The organism is Pseudarthrobacter sp. NPDC058329 (assembly GCF_042879835.1).
In the GTDB taxonomy this organism is placed as follows: Bacteria; Actinomycetota; Actinomycetes; order Actinomycetales; family Micrococcaceae; genus Arthrobacter.
In genome coordinates, this window is the sequence record NZ_JBHVZR010000012.1 from 1 (window position 1) to 17,145 (window position 17,145).

The following is a 17,145-nucleotide window of genomic DNA, read 5'->3' on the forward strand; positions in this document are numbered from 1 at the left end:
GGAATTCGGCGCCGTAGGTGACCTCGCCGCGGGCTTCGGTCAGGGGTTTGCCCATTTCCAGGGTCATCAGCAGCGCGAAGTCATCGGCGCGTTCGGTGACGAGGTCGAAGGCGCGGCGCAGGATCTCGGCCCGCGCCCGGGGTGCGGTGCGGGCCCAGGACGCCTGGACGGCGTCGGCGGCGTCCAGTGCGGCGACCGCGTCCTCGCTGGTGGCGGAGGCGAGGGTGGCGAGGACCTCGCCGGTGGCGGGGTCGTGCACGTCGAACGTGCCGCCGTCGGACGCCTCCCGCCACTGCCCATTGATCAGCAGGCCGGTGGGGACCGAGGCGAGGAGCGCAGCTTCGCGCTCCCGGGAAACGGCAGGGGAAAGCTCAGAAACAGTCATGAGGAAGTCCTAACAAGAAGTTTTACTAGCTGGATCGCGATGGGGCTCAACCGCAGGGACAGGGCTTTAGTAGGCCTTGACGCGCTGTTCAACGACGAGGTGGATGAGGGCGAACACCTTGTCCTCATCGATGGCTTTCAGGGCTGCTTCGATCGCGGCGGGGATGTCGGCGTCGTGTTCCACTTTGATGCCGACGCCGCCGAAGGCCTGGGCCATGAGCGCGAATTCCGGGTTTTTCAGCTGGGTTCCGGATACCCGCTCCGGGTAGTGGCGTTCCTGGTGCGTGCGGATGGTGCCGTATTCCTGGTTGTCCATCACGATCACCAAGGGAGTGGCGCCGTATTGGGCGGCGGTGGCGAGTTCCTGGCCGTTCATGAGGAACTCGCCGTCACCGGCGATGGTCACCACACGCCGGCCCGGGTACTCCAAAGACGCGGCGATGGCTGAGGGGACGGAGTAGCCCATGGAGCCATTGCGGGCGCTGATCATGGAGGCGTAGCGCTGGGTGGGGAAATAGCGATGCGCCCAGTTGGTGTGCTCGCCCGCACCCAGGGTGACCATCGCGTCCGCCGGCAGGGTGGGGACGAGGTTGGCCATCAGGGTGTCCATCCGTGCCTGGCCGGACGACGGCGCCGCTGCCGGGAGAGCGGCGAAGGTAACTTGCTCGCCGCGCATCCGTGCCGTCCAGTCCTTCCACTCGTCCTTGACGGGCAGCTCCAGCTTGGCCAGGTCCCGGATAAACACGTCGGGTTTAGCGACGATCTGGTAGGAGACCGGTCCGGAGCGGCCGCGGAGGGACGGGTCGATGGTGACGAGGAAGTTCTTTTTCTTCCAGTCCTGCCGGCAGAGGAAACCGTCGGTAATAACATCGCCGGGAACGGTGCCAACGAAGACCAGCAGGTCGGTTTCCTCAAGCAGGTCGTAGGTGGGGCGGTGCCGGCCGTAGCCGATGGGGCCGACGTACGAGGGGGAGTCGAAGGGGACGGTTCCCTGGGTGCGCCACTCCGCAGCGGCGGGAATGTGGTGCTTCTCCAGCCAGGCGGTGAGCTGGTCGGCGCCTTCCTGGGTCCAGTCGTTCCCGCCGGTGACGAAGAGCGGCTTGCTGGACGCGGCCAGGGCTTCGGCCAGGGCGGCGGAATCCACAGTGGTCATGCCGCCGGTGGCTACCGGGATCGGCGGGTGGAGTTCGGCCGGGATCTGCTGGCGGATGACGTCCTCGGGAAGGCCGATAACCACGGGGCCGGGGCGCCCGCTCATGGCCGCAAACAGCGCCTCGGCCACGATCTCGGAGGCACGTTCGGCGTGGTCCAGGACCATTACGCGCTTCGCTCCGGTATCGAACCAGGCCTTGATGTCGAACTCCTGGAACGCCTCACGGTCCCGGTGGGCGAACGGGATCAGCCCCACGAACAGCACCATGGGGGTGGAGTCCTGCCACGCAGTATGCAGACCAACGTGCGCGTTCGCAGCGCCCGGCCCGCGGGTGACCATGGCGATGCCAGGCAGCTGGTTCATCTTGCCGTCAGCCTCGGCCATGTACGTAGCACCGCCCTCATGGCGGCACACAATAGTTTCGATCGTCGAATCATGGAGCCCGTCAAGGACGTCCAGGAAGCTTTCCCCGGGGACAACGTGTGCACGCTTGATCCCGTGAGCCACCAGCGAGTCCACAATCACGTGGCCTGCAGATTTCTGGGCCAGGGCGGTGTGCTTTACGCCGGGCTGTGCTTCCACTGCCGCCGTCATTTGGACACTCCCGGGCAGGCGAAGGGGCTGGAAGAAAGTGGTTCGGCCAAAGCTGACTCCATCGTCATGCAGCACATGCTGCTGTTTCATAGAATGAAATGTTCTTACGTCGAGTGAAATATTGGCAGAGCCGCACCCATGTGTCAATCATCCGCGGCGATTGCGCCAAATTCGCGGGAACGTGACGTACTCCACGAATGCTACGCGGGCGTCTTAATAGACGGAGCCCTCAAGAAGTTCCGAGAGCCGGCTTGCCGCGCGCCGCAGCTCGGGAACCCCGGCCTTGAGCGTGGCTTCATCGGCTGCTTCCACGGGGCTGGTGAGCGACACGGACTCACTGGGCCGTCCAGCCCTGTTCTGGATGGCCATGGCCACGGACCTGACACCGGTGGCCCGCTCATCGGCCGAGTAGGCGTAGTCGGCACCGGGCTCCGGCAGCCGGGAGCGGAGGGCCTCGGCAGTGAACCCCCGGTCCTCATGGCCGGCCGCAATTGCCGCCGTCACCACCTGCTGGAGCTCGTCATCGGAAGCGGAGGCCAGCAGGATTTTGCCGGCCGCGCCGAGGGTCAGGGGGAGACGCTTTCCCAGCGGGAGGTCATAGCGCAGGGGCGCCTCGCCGTCCACGCGCGCCACGAGGATGCGCTCAAACCCGAGCCGTGTGTACAGAGACGCGGTAAGGCCGGTCTGCGAGGCCACCTGCTGAAGGACCGGGCGGGCGGAGACGACGAGTGGATCGTTCTCAAGAAAGCTTCGGGCGGCGGGCAAAACTGCCGGACCAATCCGGTATGACTTGTCCGTTTGGCTGACCATCCCGAAATCCTGCAGCACCCGCAGGATCCTCAGGGTGGTGGGCAGGCTCATGCCGCAAGTCCTGGCGAGGTCACTCAGCCGTTGTGGCCGCTCCGCCCGTTGAAGCTCGGCGAATACCTCCATGGCCCGGGACAGTGAGCGCATGTTCGAGGCCTTCGGGGCATCTTCTGCCGGGCCGTCCGAGTGTATGGAGGTCGTCGTCATCCTTTCATTCTATGTAACTTCCTTGCGCTTGACAGCTCGTGTGTCAGCTGTCACTATTTCTCTGTACGCAATACAATTTCATTCTATGAAATAAAATGACGCAAGTTAGAAGGAACCGATGACAACGGAGTCAGTAATGACGAAACCCGAGAGCGCCGCACGAGTGGCTCCCTCTGTGCTGGTGGGCATCGGCGCTTTCGCCGCCGTCGGCGTCTACGTCCTGGTCACCTCGATCGCCCTCGGCCTCTGGACGTCCCTTGGGCCGGGACCCGGCCTGTTCCCCTTCGCAATGGGGGCAGTGTTTGCCGCGATGGCCGTTGTCTGGCTGATCCAGGAGTTGCGCCGCCCCAGCGAGACTGTAAAAGGCGTTGACCGTGGACTGGTGATCGCCGTGGTTGTCAGCCTGGTAATCCTCGCGGCCGTGATGGACCTGATCGGCTTCCAGCTGAGCATGTTCCTCTTCCTGATGTACCACCTGAAGATGCGCGGACGCCGGTCCTGGACCTCCTCGCTGATCACGGCCCTCGCCGGCAGCGTGGGCGCGTTCTACGCCTTCAACTACGGGCTGAACGTGTCCCTGCCCGTTTCGGCCTTCCCCCTGCTGAACACGATCGGACTCTAGACGTGGATATCTTCAACGAACTTATGGGCGGCTTCGCGTCCGCCATGACCTGGCAAAACCTGCTCTTTGCTTTCCTGGGCTGCCTGCTCGGAACGACCATCGGTGTGCTGCCCGGAATCGGGCCCGTCGCCGGCGTCGCTCTCCTGATCCCACTCACGCTGAACCTGGATGCCACCGGCGCGATCATCATGCTGTGTGCCATTTTCTACGGCACCGCGTACGGGGGAACCATTACCAGCGTGCTGCTCAACACCCCCGGTGAAGCCGCTTCAGCCATCACCACCATCGATGGCTACGCGATGACTAAGATCGGCAAGGCCGGAGCCGCGCTGACTATCGCCGCCGTCGGATCCTTCGTGGGCGGCACGATCGCCACCCTGGGCCTGGTGGCCGCCGCGAAACCGCTCGGGGAACTGGGACTGCTCGTCGGGCCACCGGAATTCTTCGCCCTGATGGTCGTCGGCATATCACTCCTGGTGGCGCTTGCCGGCAAATCAATGGTCAAGGCAGTGATCTCCGGCGCCCTGGGCCTTCTCATCGCCATGGTGGGCATCGACCCCGTGGCCGGTGCTCCGCGGTTCACGTTTGGCATGGACCGGCTGCTGGACGGCGTCAGCTTTGTTGCCGTGATTGTCGGTGTCTTCGGTCTTTCGGAACTTCTGTCCTACCGCAAGGGGGACCAGCCTGCTGCGGTGCACGCACCCAACTTCCGCTCGCTGCTTCCCACCGGCAAGGAATGGCGCCGGAGCGCACCGGCCATGGCACGCGGCACCGGTATCGGCTTCGGCCTGGGACTCATCCCGGGCATGACCGGATCGGTCTCGTCCCTGCTGGCCTACGGCGCGGAAAAGAAATTCTCCCGCCACCGCAACGAACTCGGCAAGGGCGCCATTGAAGGCGTCGCAGGTCCCGAAACCGCCAACAACTCCCATGCGAACGCTGCGCTGATCCCGCTGTTCACCCTCGGCATCCCGGCATCACCCACCATCGCCGTCCTGATGGGAGCCTTCCTCCAGCAGGGCCTCACGCCCGGGCCGACCCTCTTCACCGAGCACTCCGAAATCGCCTGGGCCATCATCGCCAGCCTCTTCATCGGTAACCTCCTCCTGCTGGTCCTGAACGTTCCGCTGGTAGGGCTGTGGACCTCCATCCTCCGCGTCCCGTCGTCGATCCTCACCGCCCTGATTCTGCTCTTTATGGTCATAGGCGCCTACACCATCAACTTCAGCGTCTTCGATGTCTTCGTGATGATCGGCTTCGGCCTCCTGGGCCTTGCCCTGCGGCACCTGGAGATCCCCCTGGCACCCATGGTGCTGACCCTGGTGCTCGGACCCCTGATGGAACGCTCACTCCGCGAATCGCTGGAAATCTCGCAAGGCGACTTCGGCATCTTCGTCAACCGTCCCTTCTCCGCGGTCCTCATCGGACTCGGCCTCCTGATCGTCTTCAGCCCGCTGCTCAAGCTCCGCAAGCCCAAAGCACTGAACGAAGACCCCGAAACCTGAATCGACCCCGCACGGACCCCCTAACACCCCCTTCAAAGGAGAAGAACAATGAAAACCCTTTCACGTCTCGCCGCTGCCGTCGCAGCAGCAACACTGATCGCACTCACCGGCTGCGGCGCCAACGCAGGATCCGGCAACACCGCTGCCAATGACTTCCCCCGCAAGGGCAAGACCATAGACCTCGTCGTGGCCTTCTCCTCCGGTGGCGCCGTCGATACGGCAGCCCGGCTCATCCAGCCCATCCTGGAGAAGGAGCTCGGCACGAATGTCGAGGTCATCAACAAGCCCGGCGCCGGCGGACAGATTGGCTACACACAGCTGACCAGCGCCGCCCCTGACGGCTACACCATCGGCGCCACCGGCTCACCTTCAGTGGTGGTGTCACCCCTGGACCCGGCCCGGGGTGCGAAGTACACCCGCGACAGCTTCCAGCCCCTTGGCCGCCAGGTCATCGACCCCACCGTCATCGCAGTCCAGCATGACAGCCCATACCAGACGCTGAAGGATCTCCTGGATGCCGCCAAGGTCAACCCGAAGTCCATGACGGCCAGCACCACCGGCCTCCAGACGGGCGAGCACTTCGCCCTGGCTCAGATCCAGGAAGCCACCGGCTCCGAGTTCGCACCGGTCCACTTCTCAGAAGGCGCATCGCAGGCCACCACCGCATTCCTCGGCAAGCACGTGGACATCCTCGTGGCCAACGTCAGCGACGTGAACGATCTGACCAAGCAGGGCAAAGCACGCGTGTTGGGCGTTATGACCTCAGAGCGCGCACCCTCCCTGCCGGACGTTCCCACGTTCAAGGAATCCGGCTACGACCTCGAAGCCGGCACCGTGCGCGGCTACTCCGCCCCCGCGGGACTGCCTGAAGCAGTAGCAGCGAAGCTCGAAGCGGCCATCCAGAAGGCCATCGAAGACCCCGCAGTAGTGCAGAAGATGAACGATCTCGGCCTGCAGACCAGCTACCTCACCGGCGAGGACTACAAGCAGTTCTGGGCCGGCCAGGAAGAGGACTTCAAGAAGGTCCTCCCGCTGGTCCAGAAGACCGACTAGCCCTCCCGCACCCTTACCCGACGGAAGAATTCACCATGACAACTCCAGCCATTGACACCATCGACGCCGACTTTCCCCGCCCCGACAAGGACGTGGTGGAACGGCTCGCCAAGCTTCCTGCCGCCAACCTTGGCGACGCCATGGACCGCCTCGGCGTAGCCAACTCCGCGATCCAGGCCATCTGGCCCGGCGCCCTCCTGGCCGGTCCCGCCTTCACCGTCTGGACCCGGCCCGGAGACAACCAGGGCATCCATAAGGCCCTGGAGCACGCCCGGCGCGGAGATGTCATTGTTGTGGCCGGCGGCGGCGATGAGTCCCGCGCCCTCCTCGGCGAACTCATCGGTGAGCGTGCCATCAACCTTGGCATCGCGGGCTTCGCCCTGGACGGAGCAGCGCGCGACGCCGAAGCGCTGGCCGAGATCGGCATGCCCGTCTTCGCCCGGGCTACTACTCCTGCAGGCCCTTACAAGAACGGCCCCTTCCGCCTGGGAACGCCGCTCGCGTTCGGCGGCGTCCCCGTCGTCCCGGGCGATGTCATCATCGGCGACTCGGACGGCGTCGTGGTCATTCCCCGCGAACAGGCAGCCGCAGTAGCCGAAGCCGCGGAAGCAGTTTTCGCCGACGAAACCAACCGCCGGCAAGCCATCGTCGCTGCCCGCCAGTAACGCAAGAAGGACAGAGAAAATCATGACAGCGGTAACTGTTATCGGCCTCGGCGAAGCCGGAGCCACCTACGCCGCGGCACTCACAGCCGCCGGCCACAAGGTCACCGGGTTTGACCCCGTTGCCCCGTCCACCCCTGCCGGCGTCACCCGCGCCGCGACAGCTGCGGAAGCCTGCACCGGGGCCGACATCGTCCTGGTGATGACAGGAGCAGCCGCAGCACGCAGCGTCGCCCGGGATTGCCTTCCGGTGCTGGACGCGGGGAGCTGCTACGCGGACTTCACCTCATCCTCCCCCGGCGTGATGCAGGAACTGGGCCAGCTTCCCGGCAAAGCCGACTTCGCCGACGTTGCCATCCTGGGACCCGTGTCGGCACTGGGGGAAAAGACGCCCCTGATGGTCAGCGGCCCCGGTTCGCAGACGGTCGCGGACCTGCTCCGCCCGCTGGGTGTGGAGGTCGAGATCGCAGACGGTGAGCCCGGCGCGGCGATGGCCCACAAGCTCCTGCGCAGCGTCCTGATGAAGGGCCTCGCCTCGGTGGTGGTTGAAGCGGTCAACGCTGGCAAGGCAGCAGGACTCGAAGAGTGGATCCGGACCCAGATCGCACGCCAGTTGGCGGGAGACGGCCAGGCCGTCATTGACAGGTTCCTCACCGGCACGGCAAAGCACGCCGTCCGCCGCTCCAAGGAGATGCAGGATACCGCGAGCTACCTCTCGGACCTCGGAGTACCGGCAGAAATGACCACCGCATCGGCCGCCGCCCTCGAACGCATGGCCCGGGAAACAGCGCCGGCCTTGCGCTGACCGCGGGCTGGGGCACAATCATGAACAGGGATCCTTTGATTTCCCACGCATCCCGCAATCCGCCGTCAGGAGCAGCAGCATGATGGGCATCTGGGCACTGGGGGCCTACCTGGCCGTCATCCTGCTGTGGACCACCGTCATCAAGCGCAGCGTCGGCGAGGCGATGATCCTCGGGTTCCTGGTTGTGCTCCCGTTCACCGGTGCAGCAGCCGGCCAGATCGGCTGGACGGCCCTGTACTCGGCCGTCACCGACGAAATCGTCTACGCCACCATGGCGTTCGTCTTTATGGGATACCTGCTGGATAAAGGCGGTGTGCTGGACCGGCTGATCGACCTGCTCAACTCCCTCATCGGCGGGGTCAAAGGCGGCCCGGCGTGGGTATCCACCGTGGCCTCTGCCGGCCTGGGCGGGGTAGTCCACAACCAGGCCGCCATCGCCGCCACGGTCGGCTCGGTCACCATCCCCTGGATGGAAAAATCCAAACTGGACAAGCCGTCGGCGGCGACGCTCGTGGCCGGCAACGCGGGTATGGGAATCACCTTCCCGTTCAGCGCCTCCATGTTCGTTCTCGTCGGGTCCGCCACGGTGGGACCGCTGCTGGACATCAACGCGCTCGTCCTGCCATTGCTGTTCGGCGGCCTGTGGTGCTTCCTGCACCGGCTGATCGTCACCTGGCTGCTGGTCCGCAAAAGCGGAATGACCCCGCTTGACGCCGCGCACCGGCTTTCCGTCGGTTCAGCGTTCGGCCGTGGCTGGGCCACCCTGCTGTTGTTCGTCGTGGTGGCCATCCCGTTGGTCATCACCTCCGGCGCCATCGGCGAAGCCTTGTCTGGTTGGACCGGCGGCGATGTCACGAAGTCCGTCAGCGTGATCGTCTGGATCCCTGTGGTCCTGATTATCACCGGCTTCCTGCTGGGCCGGAAGAAGTTTCCCACCGGTGGGCGGGCCTGGTGGGCGCTGCTGCAGAATTCGGCACCACGCTTCGGAATTGTGGGCGTCACGGTGGTTTTCGCCTTCGCCGGCGCGAACGCCCTCGCCGCCACGGGTCTGCCACAGCAGATGACGGAACTCCTGAACGGGATGAACCTGCCCCTCTGGCTCCTGGCGATCCTGATCGGGCTGATCATCATCGCCGTCGCTGCGCCCCTTTCCGCCACGGCGACGATGGCCGCCGTCGGAACCGTCGGCGTCGCAACCCTCGTCGCGGCCGGCGTTCCGGCAACCACGGCAGCCGTGGCTGTCCTGGTGTTCTCCTCCTGTGAGGCAGCGGTTCCCCCGGGAGGTGCCCCGCTGTACGTGGCGTGTGGCATCGCGGACGTTGATCCGATCAAGACGTTCGTCCGGCTGCTGACCCACTACGCGCTGCCGTTGCTCGGCATCGGCGTCCTGATCATCCTCGGCATCCTGCCGATCTAAAGGAAACCCTTATGCACAAGATCCAAAGGGCCCTTGAGGTCCCCTTCGTCCTGACCCTGGCTGCGCTCCTTCTTGGGGGAGTGGTGTACGTGACTGGCCAGGCGGTTGCGCTGATCGCGGGCCAGGGCGACTGGTTGGAGCTCCTCAATGACACCATCAAGACGCCCATGTGCATCGCTGCTTCGATCTGCGCCATCACCGGGTTCCTCCTCAGCTACAAGCGCCGCCAAAACCAGGAACAGCCGCAGGAAGCCGGGGCCCGATGACCTCGGCAGCCGCCAACGGAGCCTATCCCGCCTTCGCGCAGTTGCTTGGGCGGGAGGGCGCGCTGGCCGGAACCTCCTGGGGGCTGTTTCCGGACGCAACCCGGGGGACGCCGTCGTTCATTACTCCTGAAGCGGCGCTGGAAGCCCGGAGCTGCATCCGGACCGGCACGGCGGTGGGCCTGGACTACCCGGCCGACGCCTTTGATCCCGGCATGTCGCTCAAGCGCGGGGCTCCCCGGCACACCATCTACGCCTCGCACCCGGCACACCGGGACGACTTCCTGGACGGCTACTATCTGCAGGGGTCCACGCAGATCGACGGGCTGCGGCACCGCCGGGCGGACGACGTCGGCTTCTACAACGGCACCCCCGACCACCTCGTCCGCGAAGGTACGGCGGAGCTCGGCATCCAGGAATGGGCGGACAAACCCATCGTTGGCAGGGGAGTGCTGCTCGACCTCGAGGGGTACCGCGCCGGCCGGGGCGTTCCCATTGACCATGCCGCCGGTGAGCCTCTTGGACTCGATCTCATTGAGGCGGCAGCGGAGGCGCAATCCGTCAGCCTCCGGCAAGGCGACATCCTGATGCTCCATACCGGGTGGTGCGAATGGTTCCTGGCTCTGCTGCCGGAGGAAAAGCAGCGAATCCGCGACAGCCGGAAGGCCACCGGTGTTGCCCAGTCGGCGGAGTTCGTCGCCTGGGCATGGGACCAGCGTCTCGCCCTTCTTGCCTCCGACAACTTCGCTTTCGAGTGCCTGCCGGCTGTGCCGTCGAGCCCCTACCGCGAGAGCGCCTTCAACGACCACGGCATGATGCACCAGCAACTCCTCGCCAAGCTCGGCATGCCCCTGGGTGAGCTGTGGCGGCTTGGCCCGCTGGCGCGGCTCCTGCGAAGTACCGGATCCTGGGATGCCTTTGTCACCATCAAACCGCTGAACATCATCGGCGGGACGGGATCACCGGCGAATGCGACCGCGCTGATCTAACAAAAGAGCGCAGCACTACTTTTCGTTGATCCAGTGGTGGCTGCCGGACGCAGCACGTTTCGGCAGCACCGGCGATGCCAGCAGGACCAGGAGTCCGGCCAGGGGAACCACCAGGAGACCGGTACGAAGGCTGGTGTTGTCCGCTATCGCGCCTACGATTGGTGGGGAGAGCAGGAAGCCCAGCCGCATGAGCCAGCTGACTACTGTGAGTCCGGTTCCCGTTTTCAGGCCGGGAAGTTCGTCGGCCGAGTGCATGGCGGCGGGTACGAGCGTTGCCACGCCGAGGCCGGCGAGACCGAAGCCGATGATGGTGAGCGGCACGGAGGGGAAGAGCAGCGCGATGCCCATGCCTGCTGCGGCGAGCAGGCCACCGGCCTGGGCGACGGCCCGCTGGCCAAAGCGGTCCACGAGCCGGTCGCCGACGAGCCGGCCGACAAACTGCAGCCCTACCAAGGCCACATATCCCAGGCCGGCGATGGTGGCCGAAGCGCCAAGAGGCCCGGCGAGGTACACCGCGGCCCAGGAGCTTCCCGCATCTTCCACCAGCGCCCCTGCCGCCGCAATGAGGACAAGTGCCGCCAGCGCGCCGGCCATGACCCAGCGCCGGACGTTCCCGCCGGCATTTCCGGCTGCCGGACCGGCTGAAGGTACGCCGGCATCCCCGGCTGGTTCTTCGGGCTCCGCACCCGGCAGGAGGAACCGGTAGAACACCAGCGCTACGGTGCTGAAGAGCACGAGGGATATGGACAGGTGGACGCCCCGCGGCACTTCAAGGCCGGCAGCAGCGGCTCCCATCAGGCCGCCGAGCACGGCGCCAATGCTCCACACGGCGTGGAAGGAATTGAGGATGGACCGCTTGTAAAGCTTCTGGACGCGCAGGCCGTGCGAGTTTTGGGCCACGTCAACGATGGCGTCCATGGAGCCGGCAATGAACAGGGCCACTGTGAGGGCGGTCCAGGACGGGGCGAGGCCCGCGACAAGGATGGCGAGGCCTATAAGAATGGTGCCGGCAGTTGCCACCCGGGCGGAGCGGAAGCGCCTGATCAGGCTGCCCGCGGCCAGCCCGGCGATGATCGCACCCAGGGGGAAGGCTGCGATCGAGATGCCCAGCGCCGCGTTGCTGAGGTCGAGTTCAGCCTTGATGGCGGGGTAGTGGGGGAGGAGGTTGGCGAAGAGGGCGCCGTTGGTGAGGAACAGGACGGCGACGGCGGCGCGGGCCTGGCCAAGCCGCTTGGGTGAGTGCGCGGTTGCGGCGGTAGTGGTGAGGGATGTCATGCGGTGGTGATCCTTCGGATGGCTGCACGGACAGTACTGAGCGGCATGGGGTCGAGGGACAGTGCTCGGTGGAGGGTCAGGCCTTCAATGAGCGCGTCGAGCATGTGGGCCGTGTCGTGGGTGAAATGGCGTTCGAGGGCGGCCCGGCTCCGCTCCATCCAGGCGTTGGTGATGGAACGGATTTCCGGCCGCCGCGCCGCCAGTGAGTACAACTCGTAGGTCGCCACCATTGCCTCGGGTTTGTTGAGGACGTCGCCGGTGACCAGGCCAACGATGGCTTCCACGGCGTCGTCGGTGGTCCGGGCCTGCAGCATGGCCTGGTCGAAGGCGTCGGCGGCCTGCCCGGCAAGCCTGGTGAACGCAGCCTCCAGCAGCTCGTCCATCCCGGCGAAGTGGTAGGTCATGGACCCAAGCGGAACCTCCGCGGCGGCCGCGACCCGTCGGTGGGACGTCCCGGCCACCCCGTGTTCGGCGATCACTTCGAGGGCAACATCGATGAGGCGTTCCCGGCGGTCCGGATCGTGTCGGCGCCGGCGTTGCTGAGGTGTGCCGGCATCGGCAGAAGCCGGGGAGGTCACGCCGGACCCGCCTGGCTGGACTCGTTCAGGTTCCGCACCATCCGGGCAGGGTTTCCCGCAACCACCACATTCGCCGGGACGTCACGCGTGACCACGGCGCCTGCCCCGATAACGGAGTTTTCCCCCACGGTCACCCCGGGCAGGATGATGGCCCCGCCACCAATCCAGACGTTGTCGCCGATGGTGATGGGCTTCGCACCTTCGATCTTCGCGCGCCGCGGTTCCGGCGCCACCGGATGGGTAGGCGTCAGCAGTTGGACGTTCGGGCCGATCTGGACGTCGTCACCAATCGAGATGCGGGCGACGTCGAGGGCCGTCAGGTTGTAGTTGATGAACGTCCTGGCCCCGATGGAGATGTGACTTCCGTAATCCACGCGCAGCGGCGGACGGACTTCGGTATCGGAGCCCAGCGCACCGAGCAGGTCCGCCAGGATGGCGCGGCCGGCGGCCGGATCAATAGGCCACGTCCGGGCAAACCGGAACGACAGCTCTATGGCCCGTCGATTGGCTACCGCCAGGTCAGGATCATCGGCGATGTAGTCGTCGCCGTCCAGCATCCGCTGACGCATGGTGCGGCCGTCATCGACCAAATACTCGTTTTGCATGGGGCTCCCTCGGCGCAACTCGCTTAGGTACGATCGTACATTAGTTGCGTACGAACGTACACAGGCATGCCTATGGCAACCGGCCCGGCCGCAGCAAACTCGGCACCCCAGCCTGCTCCGGATCCAGCGGAACGGGGCTGATCAGCACCGCCGGACCGCGGTGCAGCAGGCCACTGGACAAGGCGCGGCAACGGATGCCGCCCCTGCCGCGCATCGCGGCGTGCCCGCCGGGTGCCAAAACCTCGTTCATCCAGGCGCAAGGATGGGCCGGGCGGCCGCCGTGGAACTCCACCACGGAGCCGCCCGACTCCAGCGCGAAGTCCTGGCCCAGGAGCGGAGCCAGGTGCGCACCCCGCAGGACGACGTTCCGCCGGGGTGCCAGCGGATCAAAAGGCCCGACACCAAGCTCCGCGGCCATCGCTTCCAGGGCCTCGACGGCGAACAGGGTCACCGCGGCGTCCATGTGTGCCGCCTTGCCGAAGAACCGGTCGCCCACAATGCCCTTGCCCGCCACCACCTCGGCAGCTTCAGCGTCAACGGTCGGGACGTCCGCCACACCATCCCGTGCCCGCCCGAAATAGGCGTGCGCCGGCGACACCAGCAGGTGCAGGATCTCGACGTCGTACCGATGGCGGGCTTGGACAGGCTCACCCACCGACGTAGGCGGCCAGGTGCTTGCCGGTGAGCGTCGATGCGTCAGCCACAAGATCAGCCGGCGTTCCCTCGAAAACGATCAGCCCGCCGTCGTGCCCTGCTCCCGGACCCAGGTCGATGAGCCAGTCCGCGTGGGCCATCACTGCCTGGTGATGCTCGATAACGATCACGGACTTGCCGGACTCAACCAGCCGGTCCAGCAGGCCCAGCAGGTTTTCGACGTCGGCGAGGTGCAGGCCGGTGGTGGGTTCGTCAAGAACGTAGACGTCGCCCTTCTCGGCCATCTGGGTGGCGAGCTTGAGCCGCTGGCGCTCGCCGCCGGAGAGCGTGGTGAGCGGCTGGCCGAGGCTTAGGTAGCCCAGTCCCACGTCCTCAAGCCGGTCGAGGACGGTCCGGGCAGGCGGTGTTTTGGCCTCGCCCTCCGCAAAGAAGGCGGCGGCTTCGGTGACGGACATAGCCAGGACCTCGGCGATGTTCTTCCCGCCGAGGGTGTATTCCAGTACCGCAGCCTGGAAGCGGCGGCCCTCGCAGTCCTCGCAGGGTGACTCGACCGTGGCCATCACGCCCAGTTCCGTGAAGATGACGCCGGCACCGTTGCAGGTGGGGCAGGCGCCCTCGGAATTGGAGCTGAACAGCGCCGGCTTCACGCCATTGGCCTTCGCGAACGCCTTGCGGATGGGCTCCAGCAGACCCGTGTACGTCGCGGGGTTGCTGCGCCGGGAACCCTTGATGGCACCCTGGTCAATCACCACCACGCCGTCGCGCTTGGCCACCGAGCCATGGATCAGCGAACTCTTGCCCGAGCCGGCCACCCCGGTAACTACCGTGAGGACACCCAAGGGGATATCGACGTCGACACCCTGCAGGTTGTGCGTCGACGCACCCCGCACCTCCAGCGCCCCCGAGGCCTTCCGGACCGCGTCCTTGAGGGCCGCGCGGTCCCCGAGGTGCCGCCCCGTGATGGTGCCGCTGTCCCGCAGGTCCTCGACCGGGCCCTCGAAGCAGACCGTGCCGCCGGCGCTGCCCGCTCCCGGCCCCAGGTCAACAATGTGGTCAGCGATGGCGATGGTTTCCGGTTTGTGCTCCACCACCAGCACAGTGTTGCCCTTGTCCCGCAGCTGCAGCAGGAGCTGGTTCATCCGCTCGATGTCGTGGGGGTGGAGCCCGATGGTGGGCTCGTCAAAAACGTAGGTGACGTCGGTGAGCGAGGACCCAAGGTGCCGGATCATCTTGGTGCGCTGGGCCTCACCGCCGGACAGGGTGCCGGCGGGCCGGTCGAGGCTGAGGTAGCCCAGGCCTATGTCGGAGAACGAATCGAGCAGGTGCTGGAGGCCCTTGAGCAGGGGAGTCACGGAGGGATCCTTGAGGTCGCGGACCCATCCGGCGAGGTCGCTGATCTGCATCTGGCACAGCTCGGCGATGTTCCTGCCGTTGATTTTGGAAGACAGGGCCTGCCGGGTCAGCCGGGTCCCGTCGCACTCGGGGCAGGTCTGGAACGTCACGGCCCGCTCCACGAACCGGCGCACGTGCGGCTGCATCGCCTCGGGGTCCTTGGACAGCATGGACTTCTGGATCTTGGGGATGATCCCCTCGAATGTCAGGTTAACGCCCTCCACCTTGATTTTGGTGGGCTCGGCAAACAGCATCGTGTCCAGCTGCTTCGGGGTGAACTTCGCGATCGGCTTGTCCATTGGCAGGCCCATGCCCTCGAACAATCGCCCGTACCACCCGTCCATCGAGTAGCCCGGAACAGTCAGCGCACCCTCGGCCAGGGACTTTTCGTCGTCGTACAGTGCTGTGCGGTCGATGTCGCTGACGGCGCCCATTCCTTCACACCGCGGGCACATGCCACCCAGGTACACCGCCTGCTGGACCACGGCCTTTTCCACCCGCCCGCCCTTCTCGGTGGACATCACGCCGCTGGCCTTGCGGGTGGGCACATTGAAGGAATAGGCCGTGGGCGGGCCAACGTACGGGGATCCGAGGCGGCTGAAGAGGATGCGCAGCATGGCGTTGGCGTCGGTGGCGGTGCCCACCGTGGAGCGGGGGTTGGCGCCCATGCGCTCCTGGTCCACGATGATCGCCGTCGTGAGTCCTTCCAGGAAGTCCACCTCGGGGCGGGCCAGTGAGGGCATAAAGCCCTGGACGAACGCGCTGTAGGTTTCGTTGATCATGCGCTGTGACTCTGCGGCGATGGTGGCGAACACGAGCGAGCTCTTGCCTGAGCCGGACACGCCGGTGAACACCGTCAGCCGGCGCTTGGGCAGCTCCACGCTGACGTTCTTGAGGTTGTTTTCCCGCGCGCCCTGCACACGGATCAGGTCGTGGGTGTCGGCAGCGTGCTGCCCGTTCGTCCGGGGATCGCTGCTGGTGGCGGTACTGGTGTCCGTGCTCATCGGGTCTCCATCTGTTGGGCTTGTGCCGGGGGAGTCCGCGCTCGCAACCTCCCCCCCGGCGTCGCTGGTTCAATCCTCCCAGCTCAGGGCTTCTGGTTGATGCGGACGGTGTTGCCGGCCGGGTCGCGGAAGGCGCAGTCGCGGATCCCGTAGGGCTGGTCGACCGGTTCCTGGACGACGTCGGCCCCGCTCGCCTCGACCTGGGCGAACGCGGCGTCCACGTCCGGGGCGGAGAGGATGACGGTGGCGTACGTGCCCTTGGCCATCATTTCGGCGATGGTGCGGCGTTCGTCGTCTGTGATGCCGGGGTCCACCGCAGGCGGGTACAGGACGATCGAAACGTCGGGCTGCCCGGCGGGGCCCACGGTGATCCACCGCATGGTGCCGCGGCCAACATCGTTGCGGATTTCGAAGCCGAGGGCGTCGCGGTAGAACGCCAGGGAGGCGTCCGGATCGGTGTGCGGAAGGAAGCTGGAGCTGATGTTGATGTTCATGGCAGTCATGCTAGTTGCGGCTCCGGGGCGGCCGCTTCTCGATTCCTGACCGGTTTGGTGACCTGTTTCGCCACGCACGCGGGGATGCCCGCCGTCGAGCTTGCCGCTTCCTGTTTGTACACGCTCGGCGGCATGCCCACCAGCTCGGTGAAGCGGGTGCTGAAGGTTCCCAGGGAGGAGCAGCCGACGGCGAAGCACACGTCCGTGACGGAAAGGTCACCACGGCGCAGCAGCGCCATGGCCCGTTCAATGCGCCGCGTCATGAGGTAGCTGTAGGGCGATTCCTGGTAGGCGAGCTTGAACCTGCGGCTGAGGTGCCCGGCGGACATGTGGACCCCACGGGCCAGGGATTCAACGTCCAGCGGCTGCGCGTACTCCCTGTCGATCCTGTCCTTGACGCGGCGGAGCTCTCGAAGCTCACGCAGGCGCGGATCGGAGTCGGGGCTGGTGGTCACATCTCAGATCGTGCTACGCCCCGGGGGAGATGTCCAGAGGTTCGCGGGCAGCCGGATCATCGCGTCAAAAGAGGCCCTTTCCGCAGAGTATGATTATCCCGCCGACCAACAAAATGAGGTCCTCGCCCGGGTACGGGCTCGAGTAAACGATTTGTCCGGCGATGCCTGATCCAGCCAGCTAATCCGGCCTTGGAGCCAGGCAAAAAACCACCCCCTTGCAAGACCCC

Annotated in this window: 18 protein-coding genes; 8 read left to right on the plus strand and 10 right to left on the minus strand. The window is 65.9% G+C overall.

All coding sequences use genetic code 11. The features are described from left to right. From ACFVYC_RS15130 to ACFVYC_RS15140, 3 genes are all read right to left on the minus strand, one after another. A partial coding sequence (locus ACFVYC_RS15130) for an aldehyde dehydrogenase family protein (protein ID WP_387551590.1) occupies positions 1–385 on the minus strand: 385 nt, incomplete at its 3' end. 66 nt (positions 386–451) lie between these two features. Continuing rightward, entirely contained in the window at positions 452–2,131 is a 1,680-nt protein-coding gene (locus tag ACFVYC_RS15135; protein ID WP_387551934.1) for a thiamine pyrophosphate-dependent enzyme, read from the minus strand. Positions 2,132–2,344: 213 nt separating this feature from the next. Beyond that, positions 2,345–3,145 (minus strand): IclR family transcriptional regulator, encoded by an 801-nt coding sequence (locus ACFVYC_RS15140; protein WP_387551593.1) that lies wholly within the window; start codon positions 3,143–3,145, stop codon positions 2,345–2,347. A 118-nt stretch (positions 3,146–3,263) separates the two neighbouring features. On the opposite strand from ACFVYC_RS15140, the gene ACFVYC_RS15145 reads away from it, so the two are divergent. The 8 genes from ACFVYC_RS15145 (at position 3,264) to ACFVYC_RS15180 (ending at position 10,461) form a co-directional block, all read left to right on the plus strand. Continuing rightward, positions 3,264–3,767, plus strand: a complete 504-nt coding sequence (locus ACFVYC_RS15145) for a tripartite tricarboxylate transporter TctB family protein (protein ID WP_387551596.1) — start codon at positions 3,264–3,266, stop codon at positions 3,765–3,767. A gap of 2 nt (positions 3,768–3,769) precedes the next feature. Then, complete coding sequence (locus tag ACFVYC_RS15150) at positions 3,770–5,272, plus strand: tripartite tricarboxylate transporter permease (RefSeq protein WP_387551599.1); 1,503 nt, start codon at positions 3,770–3,772, stop codon at positions 5,270–5,272. Between the two features lie 48 nt (positions 5,273–5,320). Beyond that, the gene (locus ACFVYC_RS15155; protein WP_387551602.1) at positions 5,321–6,325 is read left to right on the plus strand and encodes a tripartite tricarboxylate transporter substrate binding protein; all 1,005 of its coding nucleotides are present in this window, start codon (positions 5,321–5,323) and stop codon (positions 6,323–6,325) included. Between the two features lie 35 nt (positions 6,326–6,360). Continuing rightward, positions 6,361–6,990 (plus strand): methyltransferase, encoded by a 630-nt coding sequence (locus tag ACFVYC_RS15160; RefSeq protein ID WP_387551605.1) that lies wholly within the window; start codon positions 6,361–6,363, stop codon positions 6,988–6,990. 22 nt (positions 6,991–7,012) lie between these two features. Then, on the plus strand, positions 7,013–7,792 hold the full coding sequence (locus ACFVYC_RS15165; RefSeq protein WP_387551608.1) for a DUF1932 domain-containing protein: 780 nt from the start codon (positions 7,013–7,015) through the stop codon (positions 7,790–7,792). 79 nt (positions 7,793–7,871) lie between these two features. Further along, positions 7,872–9,209: a TRAP transporter large permease subunit gene (locus ACFVYC_RS15170; protein WP_387551611.1), complete on the plus strand. Its 1,338-nt coding sequence runs from the start codon at positions 7,872–7,874 to the stop codon at positions 9,207–9,209. 11 nt (positions 9,210–9,220) lie between these two features. Next, positions 9,221–9,475 carry a hypothetical protein gene (locus ACFVYC_RS15175; RefSeq protein ID WP_387551614.1) on the plus strand — a complete coding sequence of 85 codons (255 nt, stop codon included), beginning with the start codon at positions 9,221–9,223 and terminating at the stop codon, positions 9,473–9,475. Further along, entirely contained in the window at positions 9,472–10,461 is a 990-nt protein-coding gene (locus tag ACFVYC_RS15180; RefSeq protein WP_387551617.1) for a cyclase family protein, read from the plus strand. Before ACFVYC_RS15175 ends, ACFVYC_RS15180 begins: the two co-directional genes overlap by 4 nt. A 15-nt stretch (positions 10,462–10,476) precedes the next feature. On the opposite strand, the gene ACFVYC_RS15185 is transcribed toward ACFVYC_RS15180, so the two are convergent. The 7 genes from ACFVYC_RS15185 to ACFVYC_RS15215 form a co-directional block, all read right to left on the minus strand. Further along, complete coding sequence (locus ACFVYC_RS15185) at positions 10,477–11,736, minus strand: MFS transporter (protein ID WP_387551620.1); 1,260 nt, start codon at positions 11,734–11,736, stop codon at positions 10,477–10,479. Continuing rightward, positions 11,733–12,314, minus strand: coding sequence for a TetR/AcrR family transcriptional regulator (locus ACFVYC_RS15190; RefSeq protein ID WP_387551623.1), 582 nt, complete (start codon positions 12,312–12,314; stop codon positions 11,733–11,735). Before ACFVYC_RS15190 ends, ACFVYC_RS15185 begins: the two co-directional genes overlap by 4 nt. Beyond that, on the minus strand, positions 12,311–12,919 hold the full coding sequence (locus ACFVYC_RS15195) for a sugar O-acetyltransferase (RefSeq protein ID WP_387551626.1): 609 nt from the start codon (positions 12,917–12,919) through the stop codon (positions 12,311–12,313). The genes ACFVYC_RS15190 and ACFVYC_RS15195 overlap by 4 nt, the downstream gene beginning before the upstream one ends. Positions 12,920–12,989: 70 nt before the next feature. Next, the gene (locus ACFVYC_RS15200) at positions 12,990–13,574 is read right to left on the minus strand and encodes an MOSC domain-containing protein (protein WP_387551629.1); all 585 of its coding nucleotides are present in this window, start codon (positions 13,572–13,574) and stop codon (positions 12,990–12,992) included. After that, complete coding sequence (locus ACFVYC_RS15205; RefSeq protein WP_387551632.1) at positions 13,567–15,969, minus strand: ATP-binding cassette domain-containing protein; 2,403 nt, start codon at positions 15,967–15,969, stop codon at positions 13,567–13,569. Before ACFVYC_RS15205 ends, ACFVYC_RS15200 begins: the two co-directional genes overlap by 8 nt. Before the next feature lie 83 nt (positions 15,970–16,052). After that, complete coding sequence (locus tag ACFVYC_RS15210; protein WP_387551635.1) at positions 16,053–16,472, minus strand: VOC family protein; 420 nt, start codon at positions 16,470–16,472, stop codon at positions 16,053–16,055. Beyond that, entirely contained in the window at positions 16,469–16,918 is a 450-nt protein-coding gene (locus ACFVYC_RS15215; RefSeq protein ID WP_387551638.1) for a helix-turn-helix transcriptional regulator, read from the minus strand. Before ACFVYC_RS15215 ends, ACFVYC_RS15210 begins: the two co-directional genes overlap by 4 nt. Positions 16,919–17,145: the final 227 nt, after the last annotated feature.

Bases quoted from the DNA above. Each gene is read 5' to 3' on its own strand.
- ACFVYC_RS15170 (WP_387551611.1), top strand. From the start codon at position 7,872: ATGATGGGCATCTGGGCACTGGGGGCCTACCTGGCCGTCATCCTGCTG.
- ACFVYC_RS15155 (WP_387551602.1), top strand. From the start codon at position 5,321: ATGAAAACCCTTTCACGTCTCGCCGCTGCCGTCGCAGCAGCAACACTG.
- ACFVYC_RS15210 (WP_387551635.1), bottom strand. From the start codon at position 16,472: ATGACTGCCATGAACATCAACATCAGCTCCAGCTTCCTTCCGCACACC.
- ACFVYC_RS15165 (WP_387551608.1), top strand. From the start codon at position 7,013: ATGACAGCGGTAACTGTTATCGGCCTCGGCGAAGCCGGAGCCACCTAC.
- ACFVYC_RS15145 (WP_387551596.1), top strand. From the start codon at position 3,264: ATGACAACGGAGTCAGTAATGACGAAACCCGAGAGCGCCGCACGAGTG.
- ACFVYC_RS15185 (WP_387551620.1), bottom strand. From the start codon at position 11,736: ATGACATCCCTCACCACTACCGCCGCAACCGCGCACTCACCCAAGCGG.
- ACFVYC_RS15205 (WP_387551632.1), bottom strand. From the start codon at position 15,969: ATGAGCACGGACACCAGTACCGCCACCAGCAGCGATCCCCGGACGAAC.
- ACFVYC_RS15180 (WP_387551617.1), top strand. From the start codon at position 9,472: ATGACCTCGGCAGCCGCCAACGGAGCCTATCCCGCCTTCGCGCAGTTG.
- ACFVYC_RS15135 (WP_387551934.1), bottom strand. From the start codon at position 2,131: ATGACGGCGGCAGTGGAAGCACAGCCCGGCGTAAAGCACACCGCCCTG.
- ACFVYC_RS15195 (WP_387551626.1), bottom strand. From the start codon at position 12,919: ATGCAAAACGAGTATTTGGTCGATGACGGCCGCACCATGCGTCAGCGG.
- ACFVYC_RS15175 (WP_387551614.1), top strand. From the start codon at position 9,221: ATGCACAAGATCCAAAGGGCCCTTGAGGTCCCCTTCGTCCTGACCCTG.
- ACFVYC_RS15140 (WP_387551593.1), bottom strand. From the start codon at position 3,145: ATGACGACGACCTCCATACACTCGGACGGCCCGGCAGAAGATGCCCCG.
- ACFVYC_RS15160 (WP_387551605.1), top strand. From the start codon at position 6,361: ATGACAACTCCAGCCATTGACACCATCGACGCCGACTTTCCCCGCCCC.